Source organism: Undibacterium sp. JH2W (genome assembly GCF_049340425.1).
In the GTDB taxonomy this organism is placed as follows: Bacteria; Pseudomonadota; Gammaproteobacteria; order Burkholderiales; family Burkholderiaceae_D; genus Undibacterium.
This window is the reverse complement of record NZ_JBMPOT010000006.1, coordinates 184,754-210,321: the sequence shown is the minus strand read 5'-3', so window position 1 is coordinate 210,321 and position 25,568 is coordinate 184,754. Positions and strand designations below refer to the sequence as shown.

28 protein-coding genes and 1 pseudogene are annotated in these 25,568 nt (G+C 52.3%); 22 read left to right on the top strand and 7 right to left on the bottom strand.

From position 1 onward, the window contains the following. Nucleotides 1–141: 141 nt before the first annotated feature. From ACO0LC_RS10625 to ACO0LC_RS10610, 4 genes are all read left to right on the top strand, one after another. Complete coding sequence (locus ACO0LC_RS10625; RefSeq protein ID WP_423002743.1) at nucleotides 142–828, top strand: hypothetical protein; 687 nt, start codon at nucleotides 142–144, stop codon at nucleotides 826–828. Nucleotides 829–1,081: 253 nt separating this feature from the next. Beyond that, nucleotides 1,082–1,327: a helix-turn-helix transcriptional regulator gene (locus ACO0LC_RS10620; protein ID WP_423002741.1), complete on the top strand. Its 246-nt coding sequence runs from the start codon at nucleotides 1,082–1,084 to the stop codon at nucleotides 1,325–1,327. Nucleotides 1,328–1,396: 69 nt separating this feature from the next. Next, nucleotides 1,397–1,918, top strand: coding sequence for a hypothetical protein (locus tag ACO0LC_RS10615; RefSeq protein ID WP_423002739.1), 522 nt, complete (start codon nucleotides 1,397–1,399; stop codon nucleotides 1,916–1,918). A 55-nt stretch (nucleotides 1,919–1,973) separates the two neighbouring features. Continuing rightward, nucleotides 1,974–2,657 carry a hypothetical protein gene (locus ACO0LC_RS10610; protein ID WP_423002737.1) on the top strand — a complete coding sequence of 228 codons (684 nt, stop codon included), beginning with the start codon at nucleotides 1,974–1,976 and terminating at the stop codon, nucleotides 2,655–2,657. Nucleotides 2,658–3,398: 741 nt separating this feature from the next. Here the strand turns inward: ACO0LC_RS10610 and ACO0LC_RS10605 are convergent. Beyond that, nucleotides 3,399–3,785: a hypothetical protein gene (locus ACO0LC_RS10605; RefSeq protein WP_423002735.1), complete on the bottom strand. Its 387-nt coding sequence runs from the start codon at nucleotides 3,783–3,785 to the stop codon at nucleotides 3,399–3,401. A 231-nt stretch (nucleotides 3,786–4,016) separates the two neighbouring features. Between ACO0LC_RS10605 and ACO0LC_RS10600 the strand changes: the two genes are divergently transcribed. Both ACO0LC_RS10600 and ACO0LC_RS10595 read left to right on the top strand, forming a co-directional pair. Next, complete coding sequence (locus ACO0LC_RS10600) at nucleotides 4,017–4,730, top strand: SOS response-associated peptidase family protein (protein ID WP_423002733.1); 714 nt, start codon at nucleotides 4,017–4,019, stop codon at nucleotides 4,728–4,730. A 169-nt stretch (nucleotides 4,731–4,899) separates the two neighbouring features. After that, nucleotides 4,900–5,103 (top strand): hypothetical protein, encoded by a 204-nt coding sequence (locus ACO0LC_RS10595; protein ID WP_423002731.1) that lies wholly within the window; start codon nucleotides 4,900–4,902, stop codon nucleotides 5,101–5,103. Nucleotides 5,104–5,252: 149 nt separating this feature from the next. On the opposite strand, the gene ACO0LC_RS10590 is transcribed toward ACO0LC_RS10595, so the two are convergent. Both ACO0LC_RS10590 and ACO0LC_RS10585 read right to left on the bottom strand, forming a co-directional pair. Further along, nucleotides 5,253–5,705: a GNAT family N-acetyltransferase gene (locus tag ACO0LC_RS10590; RefSeq protein WP_423002729.1), complete on the bottom strand. Its 453-nt coding sequence runs from the start codon at nucleotides 5,703–5,705 to the stop codon at nucleotides 5,253–5,255. Then, a complete protein-coding gene (locus ACO0LC_RS10585) occupies nucleotides 5,702–6,607 on the bottom strand; it encodes a LysR family transcriptional regulator (RefSeq protein WP_423002727.1) in 906 nt (301 codons plus the stop codon). The genes ACO0LC_RS10590 and ACO0LC_RS10585 overlap by 4 nt, the downstream gene beginning before the upstream one ends. Nucleotides 6,608–6,780: 173 nt before the next feature. Between ACO0LC_RS10585 and ACO0LC_RS10580 the strand changes: the two genes are divergently transcribed. The 8 genes from ACO0LC_RS10580 to ACO0LC_RS10545 all read left to right on the top strand — a co-directional run bounded on the left by ACO0LC_RS10580 (nucleotide 6,781) and on the right by ACO0LC_RS10545 (nucleotide 12,682). Beyond that, the gene (locus tag ACO0LC_RS10580) at nucleotides 6,781–8,007 is read left to right on the top strand and encodes an MFS transporter (protein WP_423002725.1); all 1,227 of its coding nucleotides are present in this window, start codon (nucleotides 6,781–6,783) and stop codon (nucleotides 8,005–8,007) included. Between the two features lie 154 nt (nucleotides 8,008–8,161). Beyond that, nucleotides 8,162–8,803 carry an NAD(P)H-binding protein gene (locus ACO0LC_RS10575; protein ID WP_423002723.1) on the top strand — a complete coding sequence of 214 codons (642 nt, stop codon included), beginning with the start codon at nucleotides 8,162–8,164 and terminating at the stop codon, nucleotides 8,801–8,803. A 323-nt stretch (nucleotides 8,804–9,126) separates the two neighbouring features. Further along, nucleotides 9,127–9,375, top strand: a complete 249-nt coding sequence (locus tag ACO0LC_RS10570) for a hypothetical protein (protein WP_423002721.1) — start codon at nucleotides 9,127–9,129, stop codon at nucleotides 9,373–9,375. A 15-nt stretch (nucleotides 9,376–9,390) separates the two neighbouring features. Beyond that, the gene (locus tag ACO0LC_RS10565) at nucleotides 9,391–9,963 is read left to right on the top strand and encodes a DUF6882 domain-containing protein (RefSeq protein ID WP_423002719.1); all 573 of its coding nucleotides are present in this window, start codon (nucleotides 9,391–9,393) and stop codon (nucleotides 9,961–9,963) included. A 235-nt stretch (nucleotides 9,964–10,198) separates the two neighbouring features. Beyond that, complete coding sequence (locus ACO0LC_RS10560) at nucleotides 10,199–10,663, top strand: VOC family protein (RefSeq protein ID WP_423002717.1); 465 nt, start codon at nucleotides 10,199–10,201, stop codon at nucleotides 10,661–10,663. Nucleotides 10,664–10,691: 28 nt separating this feature from the next. Beyond that, nucleotides 10,692–11,276, top strand: coding sequence for a hypothetical protein (locus tag ACO0LC_RS10555; protein ID WP_423002715.1), 585 nt, complete (start codon nucleotides 10,692–10,694; stop codon nucleotides 11,274–11,276). Nucleotides 11,277–11,301: 25 nt separating this feature from the next. Continuing rightward, nucleotides 11,302–11,529 carry a hypothetical protein gene (locus tag ACO0LC_RS10550; RefSeq protein ID WP_423002713.1) on the top strand — a complete coding sequence of 76 codons (228 nt, stop codon included), beginning with the start codon at nucleotides 11,302–11,304 and terminating at the stop codon, nucleotides 11,527–11,529. 226 nt (nucleotides 11,530–11,755) lie between these two features. Beyond that, complete coding sequence (locus ACO0LC_RS10545; protein WP_423002711.1) at nucleotides 11,756–12,682, top strand: pepsin/retropepsin-like aspartic protease family protein; 927 nt, start codon at nucleotides 11,756–11,758, stop codon at nucleotides 12,680–12,682. Nucleotides 12,683–12,699: 17 nt separating this feature from the next. On the opposite strand, the gene ACO0LC_RS10540 is transcribed toward ACO0LC_RS10545, so the two are convergent. Then, on the bottom strand, nucleotides 12,700–13,137 hold the full coding sequence (locus ACO0LC_RS10540) for a DMP19 family protein (RefSeq protein WP_423002709.1): 438 nt from the start codon (nucleotides 13,135–13,137) through the stop codon (nucleotides 12,700–12,702). A gap of 129 nt (nucleotides 13,138–13,266) precedes the next feature. On the opposite strand from ACO0LC_RS10540, the gene ACO0LC_RS10535 reads away from it, so the two are divergent. Then, nucleotides 13,267–14,154, top strand: coding sequence for an alpha/beta fold hydrolase (locus ACO0LC_RS10535; RefSeq protein WP_423002707.1), 888 nt, complete (start codon nucleotides 13,267–13,269; stop codon nucleotides 14,152–14,154). A 237-nt stretch (nucleotides 14,155–14,391) separates the two neighbouring features. Here the strand turns inward: ACO0LC_RS10535 and ACO0LC_RS10530 are convergent, their stop codons facing one another. Next, nucleotides 14,392–15,327 carry a cation diffusion facilitator family transporter gene (locus ACO0LC_RS10530; protein ID WP_423002705.1) on the bottom strand — a complete coding sequence of 312 codons (936 nt, stop codon included), beginning with the start codon at nucleotides 15,325–15,327 and terminating at the stop codon, nucleotides 14,392–14,394. Nucleotides 15,328–15,602: 275 nt separating this feature from the next. Here ACO0LC_RS10530 and ACO0LC_RS10525 point away from each other — a divergent pair, with 275 nt between their 5' ends. The 5 genes from ACO0LC_RS10525 (at nucleotide 15,603) to ACO0LC_RS10505 (ending at nucleotide 20,793) form a co-directional block, all read left to right on the top strand. Further along, entirely contained in the window at nucleotides 15,603–16,724 is a 1,122-nt protein-coding gene (locus ACO0LC_RS10525) for a DUF4214 domain-containing protein (protein WP_423002703.1), read from the top strand. Nucleotides 16,725–16,727: 3 nt separating this feature from the next. After that, the gene (locus ACO0LC_RS10520) at nucleotides 16,728–16,928 is read left to right on the top strand and encodes a hypothetical protein (RefSeq protein ID WP_423002701.1); all 201 of its coding nucleotides are present in this window, start codon (nucleotides 16,728–16,730) and stop codon (nucleotides 16,926–16,928) included. 91 nt (nucleotides 16,929–17,019) lie between these two features. Continuing rightward, on the top strand, nucleotides 17,020–17,796 hold the full coding sequence (locus ACO0LC_RS10515; protein WP_423002699.1) for a hypothetical protein: 777 nt from the start codon (nucleotides 17,020–17,022) through the stop codon (nucleotides 17,794–17,796). Nucleotides 17,797–17,986: 190 nt separating this feature from the next. Then, nucleotides 17,987–19,963 (top strand): ankyrin repeat domain-containing protein, encoded by a 1,977-nt coding sequence (locus tag ACO0LC_RS10510; RefSeq protein WP_423002697.1) that lies wholly within the window; start codon nucleotides 17,987–17,989, stop codon nucleotides 19,961–19,963. 140 nt (nucleotides 19,964–20,103) lie between these two features. Next, nucleotides 20,104–20,793: a hypothetical protein gene (locus tag ACO0LC_RS10505; RefSeq protein WP_423002695.1), complete on the top strand. Its 690-nt coding sequence runs from the start codon at nucleotides 20,104–20,106 to the stop codon at nucleotides 20,791–20,793. A gap of 89 nt (nucleotides 20,794–20,882) precedes the next feature. On the opposite strand, the pseudogene ACO0LC_RS10500 reads toward ACO0LC_RS10505, so the two are convergent. Then, nucleotides 20,883–21,056 (bottom strand): annotated as a pseudogene (locus tag ACO0LC_RS10500) (cyclic-phosphate processing receiver domain-containing protein); the annotation flags it as partial. A 78-nt stretch (nucleotides 21,057–21,134) separates the two neighbouring features. Then, entirely contained in the window at nucleotides 21,135–22,145 is a 1,011-nt protein-coding gene (locus tag ACO0LC_RS10495; RefSeq protein WP_423002693.1) for a hypothetical protein, read from the bottom strand. Between the two features lie 394 nt (nucleotides 22,146–22,539). Between ACO0LC_RS10495 and ACO0LC_RS10490 the strand changes: the two genes are divergently transcribed. Further along, on the top strand, nucleotides 22,540–23,286 hold the full coding sequence (locus ACO0LC_RS10490) for a hypothetical protein (protein WP_423002691.1): 747 nt from the start codon (nucleotides 22,540–22,542) through the stop codon (nucleotides 23,284–23,286). A 77-nt stretch (nucleotides 23,287–23,363) separates the two neighbouring features. Further along, entirely contained in the window at nucleotides 23,364–25,079 is a 1,716-nt protein-coding gene (locus tag ACO0LC_RS10485) for a Wzy polymerase domain-containing protein (RefSeq protein WP_423002689.1), read from the top strand. Nucleotides 25,080–25,568 lie beyond the last annotated feature (489 nt).

Below are 25,568 nucleotides of genomic sequence, written 5' to 3'. Positions count from 1 at the left end.
CAGGTGGAAGAAATTATATTTTCTGCTGCAGACATTATCAGTTCCCCAGGCCCGTAAAAGAGACTATAAAATTCTGGTGGACAATTACCGTGATTATCCTGCCCAGACGCCCAGTATCTGGAATTTATTTCGGAGCAAATAATGATCCCCGTCACTTTATATGAAATCCCTTATTTCACTTGCGACGTAGCACCTGTAGTGCAAGTGCTCAGTGCCAGCGATCTGGCGCAGTCGGTCGCGAGGCTCAAGGATGGCAAGCATCTGGTGCGTTGCCTTACCAGGCGTCAAGCCTTTGTCAGTAACCAGGCTGTTGTCATACCAGGCAAAGCTTGTGTGTTCGATGCGATGACCATCAACTGGGAAAACCGGGCCTGGAATTTTGTTGATAGTGAAGTCAGAAAATATGCGGCGCGTATCAATAGCAAGGGGCAGTGTCCGGAAGTGGATTATCGCGAAGAATTCTACCCCGGTCAGCATTGGACAGAAATCTATCCAGAGACCACTCTGGAAGCTTCCATGGAGATCAAGAACCTCGCTGAACTCAGCGGCATCGCCCTCTTGCGCAAGGCAGGTTTGCCATGGGGCAAGTATAAGCGTAACCCGGATGATCAAGCCAAGTTGCATGTAGCAGCCGTGCACGAGGTAAAGGCAGAGCAGTGCCTGGATGAGGGGGATCGCATCTGGCCTCTTGTCTGGCCCTTTAACAAACCCACGCAGTGCTACCATGCAGCCATGGTACGTGGCTATGGCTATGTTGAATGGATGGTGTTTGCCAAATACCAGGATGGCAGCATCCGCTTTAAGGGGACTAGCTATATCATCGCCTGATACTTTAGCTGCATGATTATTGCCCCTGTTCTGCGCCCTATCCCGTAAGAGCGGCTTGGGCCGCGAACAAGTTGATCAGCGACAAATGCCTGGCTTAGAGCTAAGGTGATCGCGCATTCGCGGCCCAAGCCGCTCCTACATTTATTAGCCTTCCAACAAGCCTGGTCTGAGCCAAAAAAACATCAAACCCTGTTGACATGCAATATGATTTGTTGTGTAATCACAATAAATTTACAGAATTAGATACAAAAAAATGGAAATTCACAATCGCATTGCCCTGTTCCGTGCCGAGCGCGGGATTTCACGACGGCAGCTGGCGGATGAAGTCGGCGTCAATAACCAGACCATCGGTTATCTGGAGCGGGGGGACTACAAACCCAGCCTGGAACTGGCCATGAAAATCGCCCGTTACTTTGGTGTCAGCATAGAGATACTGTTTTCTTTTGAAGCCTTTGAAGCGATTTCTGTCGCGCTGAAACGGGCAGAAGACTTTGAATAGTCGCTGCCGGTTTTACAAAGTTTGCTGCTTGCCCGTTTGTATTTACAACTGATCATAGAAAGAAATCTGATGTCTCTCTACAAAAATAATCACTTGCTGGCACGTCTGGACAAGATGGCACAATGGACGCATATTCCTGATCTTGCCAGTGGCAATATCCGCCGTCGTCGCCTGCGCTTTTTACCTGCAGTCATCTTGTTCATAGGCAGTGCCAGCCTGGCCCTGATCCTGCTGATGCCACAGTTCTATTGGCTGGGATATGCCGCTCTGATGCTGGGTTTTGGCGTCAGCAATTTCCTGCCTATGTTTGGTCCCGTCAAACAGCCAGGTAACCCGGATGAAGAAGCCGATGAGCGTGAGCGCAGCTTGCGGCGCGACGCCTACCTGGTGGCGTTTTCCTGCATAGGCCTGGCGGCATTTATGGGCATTTGGGCCGTGCTGGGGCTGACAGTCATGCATGACTGGCCCAAAGAAATCCTCATGCGGGCCATGATGGCGCTGAGCTTTTATTTGATGCTACTGTTTTCTGCCGTGCCTACGCTATATGCAAGCTGGGTCTTGCCTGCACCGCTCGATGATGCTGATGAGTGATCGCCATGCGGCCCATGTTAGACTAGCCAGCTCTTGTTAACTGGATTGAATCGAAATGGCAGATACCCTCCATCCTGCGCCCGTCAACGGCATGCCTGCAGAGCAGGAGCCGTCACAAGCACAACTGCAACTCAAGACCAGCATTACACCCGCGTTCATGCAAGCGCTGGAGGTGGAATTGCAGCAGATACTGCATGGCCGTTTCATGGCATTACGCCAGCGCATGATGCCAGCAAACACCGTTGCCAGGCTGAGGACTGTCGTCAAATATCTGAGCCTGCTGGGCTTGAGCCTGTGCCTGCTGATGTTTGTCATGGGTGGCATGCTGTTTCATGGTGTCAGGGTGGATGCGGCATTCACTGTGTTTTTCCTGGGGATGCTGGTCCTGCACTGGGACAAAAACAAGCGGCCCACCTGGAGTGAAAAACTGTTCATGCCTTATTGGAACTGGTTGGCAAAAAACAGCACAAACCGCATGCTGAAAATCGCCAAAGCAAGCGCCCCCTTCAGTGCTGAATATCATTTCCAGGGCAACACAGCCAGCTATCACCGCGTCAGCAGCACCGGCAGCATGCAGGCCTGGAAGCGCGAAATACGCCATGTCTACCTGCCAGGCCAACGCATCAGCCTGCTCTTCAAAAAGCCAAGCTCTATCTACCCCTACGCCATCATCTTGCATGAACAGCCGCAAGAACTAGCGGCATATCTGGAGGGCTTGGGGTTAGGGCGGATAGGGTAGGTAGTGCACCTCTCGCGAAGTTTGGCAAGGAAACGATGTGGCTAAGCAGTAGGGTGCGTTGTAACGCACCGATTTCCGCATTCGCCATCCTCGTTTATTATCACAGCCGGTGCGTTATAACGCACCCTACCTGGTGCATATCGTAGTGAAAGTAGCTCGCGTAGGTACGATTAGCGCAGCGTAATCGTACGCATGTTAGTTGCCAATTGCTATGCTGCTTGAAAATCCCGGTTGCTTTATGATATTGAATTGAGTATCCATAGAATTCACTTTGAGATAGATGCAAGGCGATCATGGAATTTTCTTGAGGCATATCCTTATTTCCTGCGCAGCATGCGTACGATTACGCTGCGCTAATCGTACCTACGGGGTCTAATCTCAACAAGCTCACCCTGCGGGCTGTTTTCGTCGCTACAGTGTTGTTGGGATTTTCTACTACAAGTCGTCCGCCGACGTAAGGAGCATCTCTTGCAAGGGATGTATTCTAAAGCGATAGCCTTGCTGGGGCAATTTTGCTTAAGTCCTGATTAAGGTTCTTCGCAAAAATGTATCCCAGGTTCTTGCTTTAATATCTGTTTCAAATCGCGATTTAATTTTTCATAGACTGTTTTCGTATCGAGTTTACCCAGCAATCTCAAAAAATTTGACTTAAAAAAGAAAAAGAGTACTTCCACTTATCAGGTTTGCAGCGACCGTACTTGCTGACCAGGCTGCCAATGGACGATGGCGCTTGCTCTATGCTCACAACTCTTCTTCGTCGTCCTCGACCAGCTCATTATCATTATCTTCATCGGCACTCAAGCCGTCAAATTCAACAGTGCACAAGCCACCATTTGCTTCTTCTGTTGCCGTTAGCAACTGCTGCTGAACTTCTGGCAGCCACTTGTATGAGCCGCTGATAATCACAGGCATCTCTGGATCAGTTTGGGAGGAGAGGAAGTAGCTGCCCCCTTCGCTACATTCTGCTATAGCTGACATGTCGCTGTCGATTTGCTGATGTGCGAACACTGCCTTAATCGCTTGCTTAATCGCGTCTGTACGGTCAGGATGGTAATGACTCACCTTCAGTGAGAGATGCAGGTTGACTGACATTGGCACGCCTTTTTGAGTTGAAGTAAGGATTATCATATTCCCACTTTCGCACTTATTTTGCAAACCAGCTGCTGCGTCTCAACCAGAATGATGTACCCAATTTCCTTGCGATACCCTGATACCCCGATAGCCTGTGTTCCGTGTGATTGCCCGGCATGCAGATGGGTATGAGAAAATAGGACTGACAGACTCACCACATCAAGCTCAAGATCAAGCCCAACATCGCGCTGAACAACAAGCTAAACAACAAGCTCAATAGAAAATATCATGTGCATCAATTTTGTCCCGACCCGCAAAGAAAAGCTGGACTATTTCAATGCCCGCAGTGCCCAGTTGCCTGAATGGGAGGAGGAAACCTGGCAAGACTATAATGCGCCCATCCTCCTGCATGACGCCGATGGCAATCGCCAGGCCTTGCTGGGTGCCTATAGCATGATACCCAAGACCAAGATGCAAGCCGGTGTCAAACGCTTTTCTACCATGAACGCCAGGGCAGAAACCCTGGGTGCGCTGCGCAGCTATGCGCCATCCTGGCATGGCGGCAAACTTTGCCTGGTGCCCATGCAGCATTTCTTTGAACCCAATTATGAAAACGGTGTGGCTGAGCGCTGGCGTATAGGTCTCTTCGATGAGCCAGACTTTGCCGTTGCTGGTCTCTATAAGGAGTGGCCAGAAGAGGATGGCAGCGTCAGCTATTCTTTCACCCAGATCACCATCAATGCTGACGACCACCCGCTGATGAGCCGTTTCCACAAACCCGGCGAAGAAAAACGCTCCCTCGTCGTGGTACCACCAGAAGACTTCGACGACTGGCTATCCTGCCGCGACCCAGAATTCGCCCGCGCTTTCTTGCGACCTTTTCCGGCAGAACGCATGTTTGCCGAGGCTGCTCCCAAGCCTAAAGTGGAGAAGGTAGTGAAGATCATCAAGCCTGTGAAGCCGCAGATGATTGTGCCGACTAATCTGGATTTGTTTGATTGAAAGTAGCAATGTATGAATATTGATGAAGTCAACCAGTGTAGCTCTCGCTGTGTCAGATGCCAGTGTTTGTATGCATTTTTCTAAGTCAAAGACGATGCGGCCAGGGCATCTTTGTATGCAAAGGTCGTAAAAGCTGATTTTCTGGGCTTTGGCCGGGCAATACAGACAAATGACCTCGTGTTCTCACGGTGAGGCCAAGGCCACCCTGGCGTATGTCGCTCTGCCAGGTCGCCACTGCCACTGGTGCAAATCAGTATTGGGTGAAGGCGCAATTGTGGATTGCCAACGCTGCACCTCGCTTAACCTGGTATGGGCAGTGGACAGTTTTGATGTAGAAGCTGCAGCGGATATGAACCAGAAAACGCAGAATTGATGTCAGTATTTTCTATTCCTTTTGATGGCAAAAGACACCAGGCTGGTAGCCCGAGTTTTTTACCAAGGTTGTTCTTTAGCCGTGAACAGCAGACACAACTATATCCAACTCGCTTCTGAAGCTCGTACTAGCACCCTCACTTTCCTGACCTATATATCTCCTGACCTATATATCATCTCCGTCGGATAAGAAACAAAGCCCAGGTCCTGGTATAGCGCCTGGCCTTCTTCTGAGGCACTCAGATTGAATGTTTTCAGGCCTTGCTCTTTGCCCAGTTGCAGCACGCCTGCGACCAGTGCCCTGGCAATGCCCAGCCTGCGCCAGTCGGGTGCGGTGTAGACATTGACTATCCTGCCGCGACGGGCTTGTGTATCACCCCGGATTGGTCCCCAATCCAGTATGCTGAGACCAGCACCGGCGACGACTATGTCTCCGGTCTGGGCCAGCAAGCCTGTGTAATTGCCTGCAGCCAGTGTGCCTGTCAGCCAGTTTGCATAGGCATCCAGGTCTTCTTGCCGTTCATCTTCGTGGTGGAAACGGTGGCGGGTAATGATGGCGATATCTGCCCGCGTCGCCGGGCGTATGGTCCAGTTAGTCGTCATGTGTTCAATCCCCCCGCCAACCTGACAAACGCCTCCACTAGTGGCGACACTTCTCCCTTGCGCTGCGCCAGCAGCAATGAGGTGCTGGCGCCTGCATCGGCAATGGGGCGGTAGCATATGCCATCAAAATGGATGGAATAAAAAGAGCCTATCAGGATAGAGACGCCGCAGCCTGCTGCCACCAGGCCGATGATGGTGGAGGCGTCGTTGGCTTCCTGGGCGATTTTTGGGGTGTAGCCTGCGGCGCGGCATAAGCGCAGGATGTGCGGATAAATGCCTGTGCCTGCGCTGGGCGTGTACATGATGAAGGATTCCTGGGCCAGGTCTTTCATGCTGACTTTTTTCTTCTTTGCCAGCGGATGTGTGCTGGGCAGCACTGCTACCAGTGTATCTTCACGCAGCTTGCGAAAACGCAAAGGTGAAGAAACGCCACGGGCCAGTTCGCCATCTTCTGGCGGGCGTATGAAACCAACATCCAGGTTGCGCTGGTCCAGTGCTTCTAGCTGTTTGTTGGTGGTCATCTCACGCAAGCTCAACGTCACATCGGGATATAGCTGGCGGTAGCCGTTGATGACGGCAGAAAACAGGGGCGTGAACGGGGTCGAGAAAGTAAAGCCTATGCGCAACTCGCCCGTCTCGCCACGCTGGGCGCGACGGGCGTTTTCGCAGGCTTGCTCAGCCAGGGCCAGTATGTGTCGCGCATCCTGCAAAAACAGCTTGCCCGCTTCCGTCAGGCGCACCCAGCGCTTGCTGCGCTCCAGCAATTGCGCACCGATATCGGCTTCCAGCATTTGTATCGCATGGCTCAGGGGCGGCTGGCCTATGTGCAGCCGCTCCGCCGCACGGGTGAAGTGCAGTTCTTCGGCGACGGCGATGAAGTATTTGAGGTGGCGGAGTTCCATTTTGTTTTGGTGTTTGCAAATGAATTTTTGAAGGGGGGCGGGCCTACGAAATTACAACCACACTCACCATTCCATCATCTAAAAAATGTATTACTAACACCTTAAATATATATTGGACGCTATAAAAGTGCAAATATAAGATGAGGGCTCCTTGATCGTTCAACCTTGCCATCATGACCGTCGCCAGCAGCACATTCCCGCAGCCAGTCACCCGTATCGCTGCAGGCACGCCAGAATTCAAACGCATTACCCGCGCCATGATCTTTGGTGGTTTCTCTACTTTTTCTTTGTTGTACAGCATACAACCGCTATTGCCCTTGCTGGCTCTGCAATTCCAGCTGACGCCGGCGCAAAGCAGCTGGGCTTTGTCGATATCTACCTTGTCACTGGCAGTGTCCTTACTCATCAGCAGTGCCATCAGTGAGCGCATAGGCCGCAAGCCCATGATGGTGGCAGCGCTGGCGCTGGCGGCTGTGGCTACGGGTTTGTGCGCACTAACCGAGGATTTTGCCCAATTGCTGGTCTTGCGCGCCTTGCTGGGCTTTGCGCTGGGGGGCATGCCTGCGGTGGCTGTGGCTTACATGGGTGAAGAATTAGAGGCGTCTTCGATGGGGCTGGCGGTGGGCCTGTATATCGCTGGCAGTGCCTTTGGCGGCATGCTGGGGCGCTTGCAGTCTGCCTTGCTGAGTGAATATTTCCACTGGCGCACAGCAATGGTGGCGATGGGTCTGGCAGGCATTTATGCCGCCTGGGAATTCTGGCGCAGCCTGCCAGCAGAGCGTCATTTCAAACCGGCAGCGCAAGTCGGGGAAAGCCTGCGCAAGGGTGTGCGCCTGCATTTGGCAGACAGTGGCCTGCGCATGCTGTTTTGTCTGGGTTTTATACTGACGGGATGTTTTGTCAGCATGTATAACTATATGGGCTATCGGCTACAGGCTGCTCCCTTTGGTTTTAGCCAGAGTACAGCCGGGACGATTGCCCTGATGTATGTGCTGGGCATGGGCAGTTCAGTCTGGGTAGGGCGGCTGGTGGACCGCATAGGCCGCCGTGGTGTGCTCTGGATAGTCTTGCTGGTGATGATGGCGGGTTTGCTGTTGAGTCTGTCGAATTCATTGTTCATCATGATCCCTGGCCTGGCCTTGTACACCTTTGGTTTTTTTGCTGCCCATTCGGTTGCCAGCAGTTGGGTGGCGCGCCGCGCTCAGGGCTATAAGGCGGTGGCATCGGCGTTATATCTGTGTTTTTATTATATAGGTTCCAGCCTGGTAGGCTCTTACACTGGTGTCATCTGGGCCAGCCATGGCTGGGCGGGCGTGGTGATGCTGCTGGGCGGCATACTGGGCGTGGGGCTGATGATTACCCTGCGCTTGCGGACTTTGCTGCCTGTCGTGGCAGCCTGATTTCAGCATGGTGCGCCGTGCGCACCATGGCTTGCCCCCTATACCCCTATATACCTCTGTATATTGCACTACTCAAGCTTGGATTAGAATAGCCGCATTCAGAAAGCGCTTGCAAAGGCTGGGCTGCGGATTCGTACATCAAGGAGTATCAGGCATGGTAAAGCGAACTGTCATCATCGCCGGGGCTACCGGCATGGTGGGAAAAGAAATTCTTGCTGGCCTGCTGGCCGACGATACCGTGGTCGAAGTGCATAGTCTTGGCCGCAGGCCACCCACGATGCAGCATCCCAAACTGAAAGCGCATGTCGTTAATTTCGCCAGCTTGCCGGTGTTGCCACAGGCGGACGAAGTGTATCTGGCGCTGGGTACCACCATCAAGGTCGCCGGGAGCCAGCAGGCTTTTCGTGCCATAGATTATGATGCCAATCTGGCCGTGGCCAGGGCAGCCCAGGCCGCAGGTGTCAAGAAACTGGGTCTGGTCAGTGCCATGGGGGCAGACGCCAGCTCCAGGGTTTTTTATAACCGCATCAAAGGGGAGCTGGAAGACGCGCTGGGGAAAATGCCATTTGCAGGCATGGTCATCGCCCGTCCTTCGCTGTTGGTCGGCGATAGAGAGGTGTTGGGACAGCCAGTGCGGCGCGGTGAAAAGCTGGGGTTTGCGATCAGCAAGGTGCTTGGTTTCCTCATACCTGCAAACTACCAGCCTATTGCGGCGGCGGCTGTTGCCAAGGCCTTGTTATCTGCTGTGCCGCGGGCGCAGGGCAACACTATCTTGCTTTCTGGTGACATGCATTGAGTTTCGCAAACAAGTTTTTTTTGCTTGATCTGATGGGGCCTTACAGAATTGCCAGAAGGCTGCGCTGTTGTCTTTGCTGAATGAATCATTGAGACCAAAGATCGCACCACAGAGGCACAGAGTCAGCACTGAGAGTTATTCTTGTAGTAGGGGGCGCCGTGCGCACTACGGCTTGCCCCTATATTGCCGGATTGGTGCGCATGGCGCACCCTACTGGGCCGGGACCAAGACCTGCAATCTCAGTACAGAGACACTGATACACAGAGTCAGGCGCGGCACTCTCTTTTTTCATGCATTGTGCTACATTGTTACATTCAATGAAAATGAATTGGGCACCTATGCATATCCCGGGTATGGTCGCACTATTGTCTGGCATCGCTATCCTGGTCTTATTGCAGCTATACTCGGCCATCATGATTTTTGCCAGCAATCATGTGCAGGCTCTGTTGTGCCTGGTCGTGCCCGGGTATCTTTTATTGTGGGCGATGCGTTACATCGATGATGGGAAATTCTTGCTGGTTTATTTCTCTGGTGTCGCATTGGTAGTGCTGGGTGCTGTGATACTGAGCTAATCCGCGGGAGATTCCATGCAAGTAAGCAAGTCCTATCGCTCATTGCAGATGCCTGCCAACAAAGTCTGGGCGCAGACTCTACTGATTATGCTGCTGGCCTTGCTGGCCACCAGTGCACAGGCACGCCAGTCTGACTGGGAAAAAATCGTCATTGCCAGCGCCAGCTATGCGCAGACCACGCAGCAATCCCTGGAAGATAATTATAAGATTTTGAGTTATGAGCGCTGGGATGTAGACCAGAAAACAGGTGAACTGATATTCTCAGACAAGGGCCAGCCCAAGCTGCTGGCCAGGTTTCAATTCGTGGGTTCGTTTTCCGAGCGTAACAAGACCTGGCTATGGAGTTGGGGCAATGGCAGCATCACCCCGGCCCTGTACAAACGCATGGAAGTGATGAAAAGCCTGGGCGAAAAACATCAGTTTCAAAAACTGATAGACCGCAGCTGGACAGGTGAGTTGACGGATGCATGGGAAATGGCAGCAGTTGCCAACTACCTCTTGAAAGCCAAGGGCATTTACCGCGCCCCCTTTGACGGTGGCTATGTGTTCATGGTGATTACGGATGTCAAGCCTGCTGCGACACCATGAGTGCCGGCGTCTTGCACACACAAATCCCTGCATGACATGCCCGGTCTGCCGCAAAGCACAAGGCACAATGGGTTTACCTGGATCAGCAATTCATTGATAAAATACAAATACCCAAGGTGCTGCTGGTCTGGCGTCTGAGGCAGTCTCACCGCTGCACGGCTCGCATGTACCATGGCACTCAGGTGCTGGTGTTTGCGGGCTTAGCTTATCCTACCTCTCACCATGAAAGCCATCCATGAGCAACTTATCCCTACCCATTGCCAATCGTAGCCTGACACCTTATCTCATCGTCCAGGGGGCCATTGCGGCGCTGGAGTTTTATACCACGGCATTCGGCGCGCGCGAGCTGGTGCGTCTGGATGACGGCAAGGGCAAGATCATGCATGCCGAGCTGGACATAGGCGATGCGCGCATCATGCTGGCGGATGAATTTCCAGATATGGGTTATCGCGGTCCCAGGAGTTTAGGGGGCTCCAGTGTCTCCCTGCATTTATATGTAGACGATGTGGACACTGTGTTTGCTCGCGCAGTTGAGCTGGGCGCGACAGCCACCATGGCAGTGGCTGACCAGTTTGACGGTGACCGGCGCGGCACCCTGACCGACCCCTTTGGCCATGTCTGGCTGCTGGCGAGCCGTAAAGAAGATGTATCGTATGAAGAGTTGCGTGCCAGGTTTGCCAACATGATGGGGCAAGCCTGATGCAGAGAATGGGTATGAGCGATTGCCTGTGAAGACACCAGGGTCATGCACTTCAACGTCGCTGTCTGCCTGCGGTTTTGCCGTGCTGGCACTGGTTTTTTCTGCGTTTTATATTCAACTGTCCTTGCTGGGTTTTATCCTGCTGTTGCTGCTGGTGTTTGCTTTAGGGGCATACGCCAGTTTCAGGGCGCTGATGCTATTGCTGGGTTCTTCTGGCAAGCAGCGGCTTGCCAGTGCCGGGCGGCTGGTGCTGGTATTGCTATCCTGGCTGGGCTTGTGGTATTTGCCTGCGTCTGATCTGGCGGCCTATGTTGATGCCAGTCTGTTCTATCGCCAGTATGAAAGCCAGGTCGAAAAAGTCCATCATCAATCCCGCGCCAACTGTGGACAAACCCTGGCTTGTTATACAGATGGCGGCCAGCCTGCCTATGTGTTTTTTGCGTACAGGCTGCATTTGCCGTTTTCTGGCCAGCAGGGTGTGTTATATGTGCCTGATCCTGTCGAGTTACCACAGCAGCAGCGGCTGGATAAAATTTCTGGGGCGATGACTTGCCGGGCACTGCCTTTGAGTACGCATTTCTTTGCTTGCGCCATGTCTGCCTATGGCGGTTAGTCCAAGTATTGTCTTGATGCAGCGCTTGAAAATTCCTGCCTTGCGCGCATTAAACATTTTACTGACAGGGCTTTTTGTCGTGTTCGGCCTGCCAGCTTTGGCACTTTCAATTTACATCACAGTAACGCCGATTAATCTCTATGTCAGCATGCATGATGGCTGGTCTGCACAAATGCAGACGAGCAGAGCGTATGTGCGTGCCTTTCAAGAAATGCATGGCCGCATGTATTTGGTCAGGTATGTATGCAAATGAGCTATCCGTTTTTACATCCTGTCGTTCTTCTGTGGATTGCTGCTCAGGTACTGGCTAGTATGAGCCTTCTTTCTATTGAATCTGGTTCGTGAGATTTAATACCGTGCAAGTGTTCCTGGTAAATCCCTGTTAACAGGATTTCCAGTAGCCAGCTTACAAATTACTCCAGGGCTCAACAATGTCTGCGATTTCTTTTCAAAAAACGACCCTGTCCATGGTCATAGCCATGTTCGTGGCAGGCGCAATACCGGGAATGTCTGTTGTGCACGCCGCCGCCGTGCCAACGATAGAAAAGGGGGCGACCAAGGTAGAGGGCGCACTTGTGAATACGAAAAATAATAAGACGACAGCGTCCAGGCAATTGTTGACATCGATGTTCCGCAAGGGGAATATCTACGTCAAGGTTTCTGTCAATGGCGCAAAAAAGACCTGGATGATGCTTGATACGGGAACCGCCTCGGCGTCTATCATAGACCTGGACTATGCACAAAGCCTGGGCATTCAATTGACACCGGAAGCAGAGGGAACTGGTGGGTTTGGCTCTGAGAAAGTGCCAACTTTTAATACTAGCCCAGTTCATCTGAGTGCCGATACCAGCAAAGGCCAGATCACTGATTTTGAATCCTTCAAAATTGACGGCATGACAGGGCCAGACGGAAAAGCACTTTCTGGCTTGCTAGGTTACAGTTTTTTGGCTGGAAAGACTCTGGTCATCGACTATAAAAAAGAAGAAATCTATTTCGTAAAAAATGCCGCAAAACCAGACCGGCAAGATGTGAAAATGGAATTGAATCTCAATATTCCTTCGGTCAACATAAAAATGTCTGGTCACGATGTACGCGCTTTGATCGACACGGGTGGCGCTTATAACTTATTAATTACGCCAGCAACGACGAAAGAAATCGGGATTGAACAATATCTTGAAGAGGCGAAGCCGGCAGGCTCATCAGGCCATGGCGGTGAGCAAGCCGTCAGAATAGGAAAGGCTCCTGATATCAGTATCGGTGACCTGGTGATACACGACTTGACCGCGGCCTATACAAGCTTTGGTACGACGGGAATAAATGCAGGGGCCTCACTGGGTAAAGATTTTCTGAAGAACTACAAGTTAACGATCAATTATGGCGCAATGACCATACGATTTGAGCCTTAGGCTGCTACGTCATGGACTCAGACCGGCAAGCCACTCACCAGAAAAACATGCGCCTCGGTTTTGAAATCTATCTTTTCGCGTAAATAAGCCAGGCTAAGCAAGTGCAACTGGTCTTTCAATGGGTTGGCTTCAATATAATTGTCGGCTAAAAACCGCTGGTAATCGGCCTTGTTCTTCAGGCACAGGCCGATCGCCTGCACATAATAGTCATGCGCGATATCGGCACTGGCGGCGATCAGCATGTCTTCTATCTGCGCCAGCAGATGCCCCCGCATATTGTAGAGAAACTGGGCAAAGCCACCCTGGCGTATATCGTAGTCAAAACGCGCCGCCAGCAAGTGAGGTAGTTGCCGTGCGTGGCTGCTGGCAAGCGCTTGCCAGTCGCCAGAGTCGGTGGTGGTGAGCCACAGCTGGAGCTGGGCATCGATGGCATCTTGCAATTGCTTGGCTGGCATGGCTGGTGTTGTGATGAGATGACCTGGTTCTTAGTATGCCACTCTATTGCCTTGTTTGCAGACGGGGCTTTGTCTGATTGTCTGTTTCTGTGATTTAATGCTGTTTCTTATTCAACAACAAGGACCAACATGTTACTTCGCCGTCATTTGCTCAAAACCGTCCTGGCACTCAGTTTTGCCGCGCTTAGCCCCGTGGCTGCCTGGGCTACCGGCTTTAGTTCAGAGCGCATCAGCGTGAAAACCGAGGGCGAAGGCAGGGATGTCATCCTGGTGCCTGGCCTGAGTTCTTCGCCACGTGTCTGGGCTGAGATGGTCAAGGCTGTGCCAGGCTATCGCTATCATCTGGTGCAAGTATCCGGCTTTGCTGGGCAAGCGGTGGGGGGCAATACTGAAGGTCCGGTGGCTGCACCAGTGGCGGAAGAAATTGCCCGTTATATTGCTGTCCAGGGTATACATAAGCCTCTTGTCATTGGTCACTCCATGGGCGGCAGCATAGGCATGATGCTGGCTGCGCGCCATCCGCAAGCGATCAGCAAGTTGATGGTGGTGGATATGTTCCCCTTCCTTGGTGCCATGTTTGGTGTACCGGGCGCGACGGCACAAAGCGTCAAGCCCATGGCCGACGATATGCTGGCCAAGATGCGCAGCATGACGCCCGAAGCGCGTGCGCAAAGAATGGAGGGGACGATCGCGGGCATGATCAATAACACTGCCATGCGCCCGTCCGCAGTAGCGGATGGACTCAAGAGTGACCAGGATGTGTCTGCCCGCGCCTATCATGAGCTCATCACCACCGACCTGACCCCAGAGCTGAAAAACATTGCCGTACCAACCGTAGTCTTATATGTGGTGCCTAAGGGTATGCCAGTAAGTGTTGAACAGATGGATACCTTCTATAAAGTTGCCTATTCCAGCGTCACGGATATCAGCCTGAAACGCATTCCTGACAGTGCCCATTTCATCATGTGGGACCAGCCTGAGCAATTCCAGGCGGAGGTGAAAGTGTTTTTGAAGTAGGGGGCGAGATCGTGGGTATATGTACCTTGCAAATTTACTCCGCGTTGTAGCTTGGGGCAGGCCCCGCTGGGCCGTGTTCGTAGGTTGGGCTACGCTTCATCAGCCCAACACTCGGCGTCTGAATCACGTGTACGTTTGTTGAGGCTCAGCCAGTAGGGTGCGTTGCAACGCACCATATCGCCAGAGGGGGATATGGTGCTTTAGATAATCGGGAAAAGCGGTGCGTTGTAACGCACCCTACACATGATCGCCATCCTGCTGTTTCCACGGATCGATATGTGTCATGAGGTTGAGTACTCGGTGTCTTTGCAGCACGCGCTGGCGGGCGACGACGGCGATGTCGTGGCCGGCTTCTACGGTGATGTGGGCGTCGACTTCGATATGCGCATCGACCATGAGCATGTCACCCATTTTGCGGGTATGCACATCATGCACATTGCGCACGCCGGGGGTGGTGAGCAGGGTCTCGCGTATGGCTTGCACTTCTACCTCATCGGCGGCGCGGTCCATTAAATCATGCAGGGCTTCCCAGCCAAATTCCCAACCCATTTTACTGATCATCAAGCCAACGATGAGGGCAGCGATGGGGTCGAGTATGGGGTAGCCCGCCAGGTTGCCTATGATGCCCAGGCCCACTACAAAGGACGAGGCCGCATCTGACCTGGCATGCCAGGCATTGGCCACCAGCATGCCGGATTTGACTTTTTGCGCAATCGCCAGCATGTAGCGAAACAGCAGTTCCTTGGACACCAGGGCGACTATTGCTACCCACAGGGCAGTGACATGCACTTGCGCTATGGTTGCCGGCGTACTGATTTTTTGCACCGCTGACCATAGCATACTCACACCGACGGCCAGCAATATCAGGCCCAGTGCCAATGAGGCAGCGGTTTCAAAACGGTGGTGACCATATGGGTGCTCCTGGTCAGCATCTTTTTTACTGTGGTGGCTGGCAAACAAGACGACAAAATCAGCCACCAGATCAGACAGCGAATGGATGCCGTCCGCAATCAAGCCCTGTGACCTGGCCAGGACACCTATGCTGATCTGGCCTGTGCAAAGGAGCAGGTTGACCACCACGCTGGTCCAGGTACTGCGCGATGCTGCGGCAGCTTTTTCTGCCGGGTTATGTTCCTGGTCTTCGTGGTCGTCGCTGAATTCTGCTGGCTTCATTGTTGTTGGGCTCTCGTCCTGAAATGGAGCCACTATTGTGGCGGCAATTGCCGGGCTTGTCATCATTTGCCAGTACCCAAGGTATAGGTAAGCGGTACCTGCTTAAAAAGGAGATGTTTTTTTAAAGCTTTTTTACAATGCTGTCATCCATCGCCATCTTCATTGCGTTAATACAGCAAGGGGTAAGCGCAGGCAGGTTCTTAATAAAGATGAGCTGGCTGGCCTGCTTGCCATCCAAGGTTTTTGATTGTTTTAGATTATTCAGAGAGTGAATTATGGCATACGTCTACGGCGATTCTACAGTGTTCGATGAGAGAACCAATGGTTACGATTCCGGCTCTCCCACTATTAATTTCCAGGTCAGCAAGGGCCTGGTGTCTTTTGGTAAATTGTCCGCCACCGATTTAACCGACTGGTATCAACTCAATCTCGATGGCCCTGGCAACTACACGCTGGTGGTCTCGACCGATCCAGCCAACAACTACAGCCCCACCAATGACTGGCGTGAAACCTTTAGCGGCATCAAGGTAGAGATCACCGATATCAATGGCAGGCCACTGGATGGGATTGATTTTAGCTATGCCAATAACAGCAGCGATGGCAGCATCAGTTTTGCCTATGCTGGCGGCTATACCCATGGTGATTTCTACGTCAAGGTCAGCAATCTGGCTTACGCTGCTACTGACTATATACTCGGCCTCAGCGTGATTTCGGTAGCGGGTAAAAATGTCTATGGCACCGCCGGCAATGATTACCTGGTGGGTACAGCAGGTAACGATAATATCGTTGCAGGTGCGGGTAATGACACCATACAAAATGGCCCTGGCAATGACATCATCAATGGCGGCAGTGGCACGGATTTTCTCATCATGTCGGGCAAGCTGGGTGAGTATGCAATCACCGGAACGACCGGCAATTTCGTCATCAAGGATGTGGTCGGCACAGATGGCAGTGACACCGTGACCCAGGTAGAGCGCCTGTTGTTCACCGACGCGGCGCTGGCCTTTGATCTCGATGGCGTAGCTGGCCAGGCTTACCGTCTGTATCAGGCTGCATTTGGTCGCAAGCCCGACCTCGCTGGCCTGGGTTACTGGATAGATAAAATGGACCATGGTGCCAGCCTGACCCAGGTGTCGGCAGCTTTTTTCCAGTCGGCAGAATTCCAGCAATTGTATGGTGCCTATCCCAGCACCACTACCTTGCTGACAAATTTCTACCAAAACGTTTTGCACCGCGCGCCCGACCAGGCAGGTTTTGATTATTGGGCCAATCAGTTGAATAAGGGCTTGATCACACCAGCAGGTGCGCTCGCCAGTTTTTGCGAGAGTGCAGAAAACCAGGCCCAGGTCATAGGGCAGATACAAAACGGTATTGTGTATACCGAGTGGCTGGGCTGATTTGTGACATGGGCTCAGGGCGACATGCGTGTCGCCCTGAGCGGTGTCCTCTCTATCACCATGTCGACTGACTATCGTGTGACGCCGCGTCTCAAAGCGCAGATACTGGCGAGGCGATTTTACTGCCACAAAATCCAGGCATCCCTGCGGCATTTCTTGACACCTCAGTATTTCAGTACTTTAATGGATGGTCGGGAATGCTGATGTACCTGGTTCCCGCATGAAATTGCCCTGTTTTCCACAGTCTTGCTTCCTTTGCTTTTTGCCGTGTCCCCCACTCACAAAGGAGTTCTCCATGCCTATGCTTGCGTACTCGCGTCCCGCCTTGTTTGCCGTCACCTTGTTCTGTTCCGCCGCCAGCCTGGCGGCTGAGCCCATTACGATTTGCTTAGGCAATACGGCGTCGCCGCCTTTCCTGTTCCCGAACAAGGAGGGGACAGTCCAAGTGCTGATACGCATGGCGGCTGAACAGCAGGGTTTGCAAGTCAAGTTCCAGCCTATGTTGCCGACCAAGTGTGCTGAAGAGATCAAGGCTGGTACGATTCATTCTGGCGCTGCCATGGGCTTTACGGCTGCGAACCAGGAATATGCCGCCTTCCCCATGAAAAAGCCGGGCGAGGTGGATACCGGCAAGGCAGTGGGGGCGGCGCGTTCTGTGGTCTATCGCGTCAAAGGCAGCAAGGCAGACTGGAATGGCAGCAGCTTTTCTGAAGTCAAGCAAGGCGTCTTGTTTGCCAAGGGTAATTCCGTGTTCACAGAAAAACTCAAGGCCTTGAAAGTGCCTTTCAATGATGAGACTGCAACCTTTCAAAAAAATCTCTTGAAGATGGTGGCAGGCCAGGGTGAGCTGGTCATTGGCTTTGAGCATGAAGGCAAGCTGCGCATGGAAGAGCCAGAGTTCGCGGGCAAGATAGAGGCCTTGCCCACGCCATTTACCGAAGCCTATTATTTCATGGCCTTCAATAAAAAATACCATGATGCCAATGCTGCCCAGGTGGATGGCTTGTGGGCGGCGATCGCCAAGATGCGCACTAATCCAGCGTATTTGACAGCTATCAAAGGAATACAGTAAATAATTTGGCAATAAAAAACCAGCGGTTTCGCTGGTTTTTTTTGCGGCAAGATACCATAGTGACACCGTGACATGACAGCGCGATGACAGCGTTAAGAAAACCCCTGTTTGTTTCCCTGTTTGTTGCAAGCGACCCTCATACCTATTTTCGTATCTTGCACTGCAGTACCTGCTTTGCTACATTGCAGCCATGATAAAAACAAAAAAAATAGGATCAAAGTTAGGGGCCAGTCTGATCGCGCTGGTGTTTGCAGTCTTGTTTGGCGCCGGCGGCTGGGCAGGGGGTGTGCTCCCCATGGCCAAGCAGTTGCAGGGCTGGTGGCGGGCTAAGGATCTGGTGGCGGTGCAGGCGCATATCAACAAGCTGGAGTTGCGCGAACATAATGACGAATCCACCAGCTGGCAAGTCCTGGCTGAATTTGAATATCAGTACCAGGGGAAAACCTATCGCAGCGCACGCATCAACATTGGTGGTGACAGTCACGATAATATAGGCAGTTATCAACACGACATCCACGCCCAACTGCTGGCGGCGCGCAGCCAGGATCAAAACGTCACCCTCTGGCTGGACCCACAAGAGCCAGCCTATGCCGTCTATGACCGGCAAATACGCTACAAGCGCATGCTCTTCCTGATCCCTTTTGCTACCCTGTTTCCCTTGGTCAGCCTGGGCGGCTTGTGGGTGCTCTGGGCCATGTGGTTCAGGCATGACGAAGATGAGATGGATGCCGCAGCCTCAGGGTCATCGCTCAGGCCAGGCCAGGTCCAGTCGAATAAGCTGGAGTTACAGCCCGCCAGGAGTGGGGCGGTGGTGATAGGCTTATTTGCACTCGTCTGGAATTTACTGTCCTTCCCCATGTCCATCCTGTCGGTATCAGGTGGCGGTAGCAATATGCGCTTTTTGGTGCTGCTGTTTCCGCTGATCGGGGTACTGTTGCTGTGGCTGTCTTTCCGCATGGGCTATGTGCGCTGGCGCCTGGGTGAGGCCAGCCTGTTCATGGCCCAACAGCCGCACACCGGCATCGAGGATATGTTGCTGCGTCTGCGCTTCAAACTCCCCTTGGGGCAGCGCATGCAGAGGGCAGTGACACATTATCCTTTGAAGGCAGAAGTGCTATGCGTACATGAAGACCGCCGTGGTGAAGACACCAGCAGCAAGACCCTGTGGTCACAAGAATTGAAAGCCGTACAAGTCTTGCACGGTACGCAGAGTGTGGATCTGAAAATCAGCCTGCCCCCAGGGTTTCCGGCGAGCGGCTTGCAAGGTCACAAAGATGTGGAAGTCATCTGGAAATTGCAGCTCAAGGTATTGGGCGCTGACCTTGAGTTTATCCTGCCTGTGCAGGCAGGTACGGGGCTGGGGCAGCAAAAGAAACTCAGCGACTTGATGGTAAATACGGAAGAGCGCAGCATCTATGACTTACCCACGGCAACGGCGCAGCCAGGCAAACCAAGCCGTAACAGCCTGTGGGTCTATGTCATCGTCTTTGGCATGCTGGCGCTAGGTGCTTACCTGATACTGTTTGATGATTTAGCAGGCATCAGTGATAACACTCCGGCCACGCAGAACAGCAGCATGCCAGCAAGCCTGGCAGGCCCGGCAAGAATAGAGAACCTGGCGCAACTGCAGGCCAGGATCAAGGCTGGTGCCGATGTCAATGGCAGGGATGGTGAAGGCCATAGCCTGCTCATGCAAGCGGCAGAAGAAAACAATCTGGAGAAAGTACGCTACCTGTTGCAGCAAGGCGCGCAAGTCGATCTGGCGACGCCTCTCGATGCAGAGGGTAATGGCGGACGCAGTGCCTTGTTTGCAGCCATAGGCAATGATGCGGTGAACATAGTGCAAGCCCTGGCAGAGGCAGGCGCCGACTTGAAAAAGCCCAGCAACAAAGTGTGGACGCCGATGCACTATGCCAGCTACCGCGGTGCAATCAAAAGCATGCGCTATCTGCATGAACGTGGCCTGGCAATTGATGACGCCTTTGCTGGTGCCCGCGGCTCAACACCGCTGATGCTTGCCGCCCAATACAATCAGTTGCCAGCGATTGCTTTTTTGCTGCAAGCCGGTGCTGAACGCGGCAAAAAAGACCTGTATGGCGAAGATGCCTGTGGCTATGCGCGCTACTTCAAGCAGGCACAGGCGGCCAATGCGCTGGGGTGTCTGTGAAGTGCCATTCTGCTAAAGAGTACCCGTCATGCAAGGCTATGGAACAGGGACGGGGACAGGTTCAGCCAGCATACGTTTTCTTGCATCCCGAATCCGACACAAATATTTTACTCACTCTGGTATCGGTATGCTGGCTAGCGGTGAGTCTGTTTTTTTCATGGCGTGAATTGACATTGTTCAGCAATGCAAGTGGCTGGACCCACTATAGAGCCATATTCTCGCCCTTGCCTGGGGTTTTGCTCTTGGTACTGGGTTTGCGCATGATACATTTGCGCAAGCGCTTGGGTGACCTGGCTTTGCATATACAGCCACCCTTGCATGCAGGCTGCCGTGATGTGTCTGCTACTTTGCATTTCATGGATGGCCAGTGGAAAAACATGAACACGGCCGCGACCGACTATGCTATTCATCTTGAAGTGGAATGCATCCATAAAATGGGTAGTGGCGAAGACGCAAAGAGTACGACTTTGTGGTGGCGAGAATTGACTGAAAGACGCTTGGCACATGCTGCCAGCGACATGAAATTCACACTGAGTCTGCCCGCCGACTTGCCTGGCAGTGGCACACTTGAAGACAAGGATAGCGAGATATTCTGGCACTTGCGCGTCAAGGTTCTGGGGACCAAGATCATCTTTATACTGCCGGTGCTGGCTGGGCAGATGCGGATATTGAGCAGCGATGAATTGCTGGTAATGAGAACCAGGCGACACTATGCAACACCGGAGTCCGCCGCCCGTGCCGCTGCAAAATCAGAAATCTGGTTTGTAAAATATAGCGCCTGCCTGGCGCTGGCTGCAATTGTCTTGCTTGGTCTTTTTGTCTTGCCTTGAAGTTTTTTCTGATGGCACAAGATACTCTGTATGCCCGCTTCCATTTTTTGCCTAGCCGAAGAATTGGCTGAGTGCACACGCATCTCTGGTGGTGTAAAACCGCTGGTCACGACCGCTTCTTCTATCCATGGCACGACATCATCGCCGCTGCCGTGCTCATCGTCGCCAAGATCATGGCCGAGGCTGATGTGGCTCACTCCACCTGCTTCCAGCAAGGCTATGGCTGGTACGGACCAGTCCACCCTCAACCAGCCTGCTGGCATCGTTCTTTCATCGTCGAGGTTAAATTTCATGCTTTGTGCAGCCCTGGCTGGTATTTCTATGCCATGGACGCATGACACTCACTTTTGGAAATTATTGTTCAACTTATCCATTTCCATGCTGTTCTTCTTGATATGGCGCTGCTGCATGTCTTGCTGTTCTTTGAGGATTTCTTGTACCTTTTGTTGATGGCGATTAAATTGTGTCAATGTGGCTTCGTCGCGGAACATGAGTTGTTCGCCCTGCAAAGTCCATTTCTTTTTATCTGCCAGCAGGGCGAGCATGTTTTCAATTTCTTGCACGGCTTTTCTTTCCATCTGCCAGTTTTGCATGATCAGGGCACGAGAACTTTGTCCGCCGCGGTTAAAGCCATCAAGCATGTTTTTCTTTGTATCATCATCCAAAGCCAGGGAGTTGATTTTTGCCCTGCCGCTGTCAAACAAACTATCTGTATTGGCTTCGAATTTGCTGATGATGGATTTGGCTTTTTCCACTATGGCTTTACTCTCCTGCATATCCTTGTCATTCTTTATGCGTTTGAAATCCATGACATGGTCCCAGTTGGCTGCATTCAGTTCATGCAAGTAGGCATTTTTGTAGGCTGCGGCGCTATTCATGAAATCTTTCATGAACTTTTCCATCTCCCCAAACTGGCCGCTGGCCTTGGAAGTGGTTGCAGGGCCGGTTTCCACGACCTGGGACAGCACATTGCCGTCTTGGCTTTCATTGTTTTTTTGTATAGTCGTGGTCAGGCGCTGTATTTCCTCCTTGGCAGACTGCATGGCGATATTGGCTTGCACTTTCTGCTGATCCACACTGATCTTGCCAGCCATGAACATGGAAACATATAAGGCCAGCAAGACAGTGACGTAATAAATGCCACCACGCTTGCGTAGGAACAGGCTGTAAAATATACCTGCACCAACAACTGCATAGATGACAAGTTGCGCTGCCAGGTAAGCCATGCCTTCCATGCTTTTGCTACCCAGATAAAAGGCAGCGTACGCTGCGGCTGCGCAAGTGGGTAGCAATAACAATAGCCACAGCGACTTGTTGAGCCTGGACGTGTTTGCTTGTTCTTGTTTATTCATGGCTGGGTTTCAATCAATGTGGGTAATATTATTAGCAACAACGCAGACGACAACTTAGTCAGTAAAAAAGCTGCCATCTCTGGAAAAGTATTGATTTTAAAACAAAGTACCCCTGTCTGGCAGGCATCTTGTCCTGGCGATATTGCGGGACAGATGGCAGCCAACTTGTGCTACTGTACTCAGGTAAGGGCAGATAGACTTGTAAAAAAGCTTATCACTCCTTGATCCTCCCACTAAAGCTCTTTAAAATATGTCGGCTTTTGTTGGATGTCCAAGGATAGTCTCGTCATTAATGTTGGCTCAATGGCAGCGCTGTGGCATATTTGGTCAGCATTTCATGATATGACTAAACCAGATCTGGTCGTTTGTTTCTTCTTTCAATTATTTCCAAGCTATGAAAACTTCCATGTCCCGTTATCGTGCCAGTGGTACGCATTTTTTAATCAGTTTGGTCGTTGGTTTTACCTTGCTGATGCTGTGCTGGTTCATGTGGTATCCGACGCCTATGCTTTCTGCCATAGGTGGTTATGAAATTTTCTTCCTGATTGTTGGCATTGATGTGATATTGGGCCCGGCCCTGACCCTGGTCGTGTTCAATACCAAAAAGAAGTGGCTGGTATTGGATTTGCTGGTGATCGTGGTATTGCAAGTGTATGCCTTTGTCTATGGTGTCAGCACTTTGCTGGAGGCACGTCCGGCTTATGTTGCTGCGCTCGGCAAGAGCTTTCAAGTGGTGCAGGCTTCTGAAATTACCGATGGCAACCTGGAGAAGGGCAAGGCCACGCTGCCATTGTGGGGCCCCAAGCTGGTCGGCACCTTTGAGCCAACTGACCCGGCTGATCTCAGCATGGCCCGTGCTATAGAATCCGTAGGCGGCAGCAAGGGCTATATGCCGCAACTGCATATTCCCTATGCCGACATGAGCAAGGAAATACTGGAGAACGCCCAGGATTTTGATGCCCTTGAAAAAGACAATGAAGATCAAAAAGCCGACATACAAGCCTGGCTCAAGTCGCATGATTGCGATGAAAAAAAATGCAAATACCAACCCATCAGGATCAGGGTATCCACCTTCCCGGCAGTGATAGATGCGAAAACGGCAGCCTATCTGGGCATCATGCCACTCCATCTCAAAATGTAATTTGAAGACATAATTTTTACCCGGCCTGGATTGCCACCCATGTGCAGCCCAGGCCATTTTATTGAAATGTACCCCGAATGGCATCAGCAAAGGAAGGCCGGCTGGCCTTGATCATTTTTGCAGTAGCGATTTTTTTCAGCTACGCACATGCTTATCATATCCATCCCTACAGAACTTTTTACCATGACCTGATCAGTTGCATAGGCTTGCTTGGGGCCATGGCGTATTTTGTGATCCGGCCTACGCCTGTGTATCTGCGTTATCCCGCCTTGCTGGCTTTGCCCCTGGGTATCGTGCTCCTGATAGGCCTGCAGCTCATGCTGGGCATGATACAACCAGTTGCCGAGATTGCCTTTCCGGTGTTCTACCTCTTGCTGTTTGCCCTGGCCATTGTGTTTGGTAGCAGCATTGCGCTTGACGCCAGCAGGGTCGACATGGCCGTTGCCGCCATCGCCCTGGCGCATATAGTGGCTGCTGTCGTGTCGCTGGTGTTCCAGCATATACAGATACTGGGCCTGGACGCGACGCCGCTGGTGATGTACATGGCCAAAGATTTACGGGCATCCCTGCGTCCCTTTGCCAATGTGGCGCAACCGAATCAACTGGCCTTGCTGTATTTCTTTGCGCTGGCCGGTCTCTGGTATTTTTATCGCACGGCAAAACTCCCGGCCTATATCGCCATCGTGCTGGCAGCCCTGATCTTGTGGGGTACGGTGCTGACGCAATCACGCATAGGCTGGATTCTGGTACCACTGTTTTTTGCCTATACTGCTGGCAAGCTGGGCGCGGCCAGGCGCACTGGCATCGTGGTGATGGCGGGGCTGGTGCTGCTGTATGCACTGCTGGTTTTCTGCTTGCCACAGATCAGCCAGGCCATAGGCTTTTCAGCGTCTTCCGTGGCTGAGCACGTTGGTGGTCGTTCCGAGCGTACTGGTCTGTGGCAAGTTGCCTGGCAATTGGCGGCGGATCATCCCTGGCTGGGGGTAGGCTGGTTTGGTTACGGTGCTGGCCAGGTCAGCATAGGCGCCAATTTTACCTCCAGCACCTATGCCGAACATGCGCATAATTTACCCTTGAACCTGGCTGCCGAACTGGGCTGGCCTGCGTGCCTGCTCATCATGGGCGGTTTGTGCTGGTGGTTTTACCAGACCTGCATCAAACCCGCCAAGAGCATGGCGTTGCAATTTTGCAGCCTGTGCTTCTTTGCCGTCGGTGTGCACAGCATGGTCGAGTTCCCGCTCTGGTATGCCTTTGTCTTGTTACCAGTAGGCGTGCTCATGGGCCTGGTGCATCAAATGCGCTGGCCTGCGCAAGGCAGCGTGGCCAGGCCCGGCATGGTATTGGCCAGCCTGGCGCTAGCCAGTGCGGTCATCGCCGGTGTGATACTCGATTACCAGCGCGTAGTGGGTGGATTCAAAGCCTTGCGCTATGTCACCCAGGGCTTCAAGTCGCAAGAGCAATTTCTTCGCAAGCCAGCTTTTACCTTGTTTCCACAATTCTTTGACTACTTCAAACTGACCCATATAGAGCCGCATGAAGGCATGTCAGCCGAAGAAATCGCCTACATGGAAACCTGGAGCAAGCGCTTTGGCTTTGTCCACATCCTCAACCGCCTGGCCGAGGTTTATGTACTCAATGGCCAGCCTAAAAAAGCCGCATACACCTTGCTGACCCTGCAACGCCTGCACCCTATTTCTTATCCAGAATATTATGATTACTGGCAAGCCAAGGGCAAGCAAGACCCGCGTTACCAGACTGTCTTTGAGACCATGCCGCCTAGGGACGCACCTTGATATAGCCTGCACCCTACCGGATGCCGTCTTGTAGGGTGCTTTGCAACGTACCGCTTTTTTGCTTATCTCATCCACCATCTCGCAAGAGGGGGATATGGTGCGTTGTAAGGCACCCTACGGGCTACGGCATGTTCACTCACTTCAAAAAAAACGCTTCCTTTTTCTTTCATAAAACCTGACACGCAAGACTAGTGGTATAGCTGCAAGCAAGGGCAGCAATAGCAAAGTCAAAGCCAGGGGTTTATAAGAAATAATCCAGAAAAAAGCCGAAGCAAACAGGCTGTTTGCCGTGAGCACCCCAAAAACATTAGCAATATGCCAGTGACAGTTGAGGCTGCGATGGCAGTTCTTGCACCACACAGGCAGGCCGCACAAGGCGGTCAGGGCCTTGTGGCTTCCAGAGCAGGCGGTTTCTCCGCAGGTGGGGCAAGACAATAAGAAAATACTGGATTTCATCCTGCTTATCTCCTGTTGCTGTTTTCTTGGCGA

Coding starts and splice junctions, on each gene's coding strand:
- ACO0LC_RS10515 (WP_423002699.1), top strand. CDS start 17,020: ATGCCTATGCTTGCGTACTCGCGTCCCGCCTTGTTTGCCGTCACCTTG.
- ACO0LC_RS10485 (WP_423002689.1), top strand. CDS start 23,364: ATGGCATCAGCAAAGGAAGGCCGGCTGGCCTTGATCATTTTTGCAGTA.
- ACO0LC_RS10575 (WP_423002723.1), top strand. CDS start 8,162: ATGGTAAAGCGAACTGTCATCATCGCCGGGGCTACCGGCATGGTGGGA.
- ACO0LC_RS10525 (WP_423002703.1), top strand. CDS start 15,603: ATGGCATACGTCTACGGCGATTCTACAGTGTTCGATGAGAGAACCAAT.
- ACO0LC_RS10565 (WP_423002719.1), top strand. CDS start 9,391: ATGCAAGTAAGCAAGTCCTATCGCTCATTGCAGATGCCTGCCAACAAA.
- ACO0LC_RS10605 (WP_423002735.1), bottom strand. CDS start 3,785: ATGATAATCCTTACTTCAACTCAAAAAGGCGTGCCAATGTCAGTCAAC.
- ACO0LC_RS10545 (WP_423002711.1), top strand. CDS start 11,756: ATGTTCGTGGCAGGCGCAATACCGGGAATGTCTGTTGTGCACGCCGCC.
- ACO0LC_RS10570 (WP_423002721.1), top strand. CDS start 9,127: ATGAATTGGGCACCTATGCATATCCCGGGTATGGTCGCACTATTGTCT.
- ACO0LC_RS10540 (WP_423002709.1), bottom strand. CDS start 13,137: ATGCCAGCCAAGCAATTGCAAGATGCCATCGATGCCCAGCTCCAGCTG.
- ACO0LC_RS10495 (WP_423002693.1), bottom strand. CDS start 22,145: ATGAATAAACAAGAACAAGCAAACACGTCCAGGCTCAACAAGTCGCTG.
- ACO0LC_RS10595 (WP_423002731.1), top strand. CDS start 4,900: ATGACCTCGTGTTCTCACGGTGAGGCCAAGGCCACCCTGGCGTATGTC.
- ACO0LC_RS10530 (WP_423002705.1), bottom strand. CDS start 15,327: ATGAAGCCAGCAGAATTCAGCGACGACCACGAAGACCAGGAACATAAC.
- ACO0LC_RS10610 (WP_423002737.1), top strand. CDS start 1,974: ATGGCAGATACCCTCCATCCTGCGCCCGTCAACGGCATGCCTGCAGAG.
- ACO0LC_RS10580 (WP_423002725.1), top strand. CDS start 6,781: ATGACCGTCGCCAGCAGCACATTCCCGCAGCCAGTCACCCGTATCGCT.
- ACO0LC_RS10490 (WP_423002691.1), top strand. CDS start 22,540: ATGAAAACTTCCATGTCCCGTTATCGTGCCAGTGGTACGCATTTTTTA.
- ACO0LC_RS10615 (WP_423002739.1), top strand. CDS start 1,397: ATGTCTCTCTACAAAAATAATCACTTGCTGGCACGTCTGGACAAGATG.
- ACO0LC_RS10620 (WP_423002741.1), top strand. CDS start 1,082: ATGGAAATTCACAATCGCATTGCCCTGTTCCGTGCCGAGCGCGGGATT.
- ACO0LC_RS10590 (WP_423002729.1), bottom strand. CDS start 5,705: ATGACGACTAACTGGACCATACGCCCGGCGACGCGGGCAGATATCGCC.
- ACO0LC_RS10510 (WP_423002697.1), top strand. CDS start 17,987: ATGATAAAAACAAAAAAAATAGGATCAAAGTTAGGGGCCAGTCTGATC.
- ACO0LC_RS10585 (WP_423002727.1), bottom strand. CDS start 6,607: ATGGAACTCCGCCACCTCAAATACTTCATCGCCGTCGCCGAAGAACTG.
- ACO0LC_RS10560 (WP_423002717.1), top strand. CDS start 10,199: ATGAGCAACTTATCCCTACCCATTGCCAATCGTAGCCTGACACCTTAT.
- ACO0LC_RS10535 (WP_423002707.1), top strand. CDS start 13,267: ATGTTACTTCGCCGTCATTTGCTCAAAACCGTCCTGGCACTCAGTTTT.
- ACO0LC_RS10625 (WP_423002743.1), top strand. CDS start 142: ATGATCCCCGTCACTTTATATGAAATCCCTTATTTCACTTGCGACGTA.
- ACO0LC_RS10600 (WP_423002733.1), top strand. CDS start 4,017: ATGTGCATCAATTTTGTCCCGACCCGCAAAGAAAAGCTGGACTATTTC.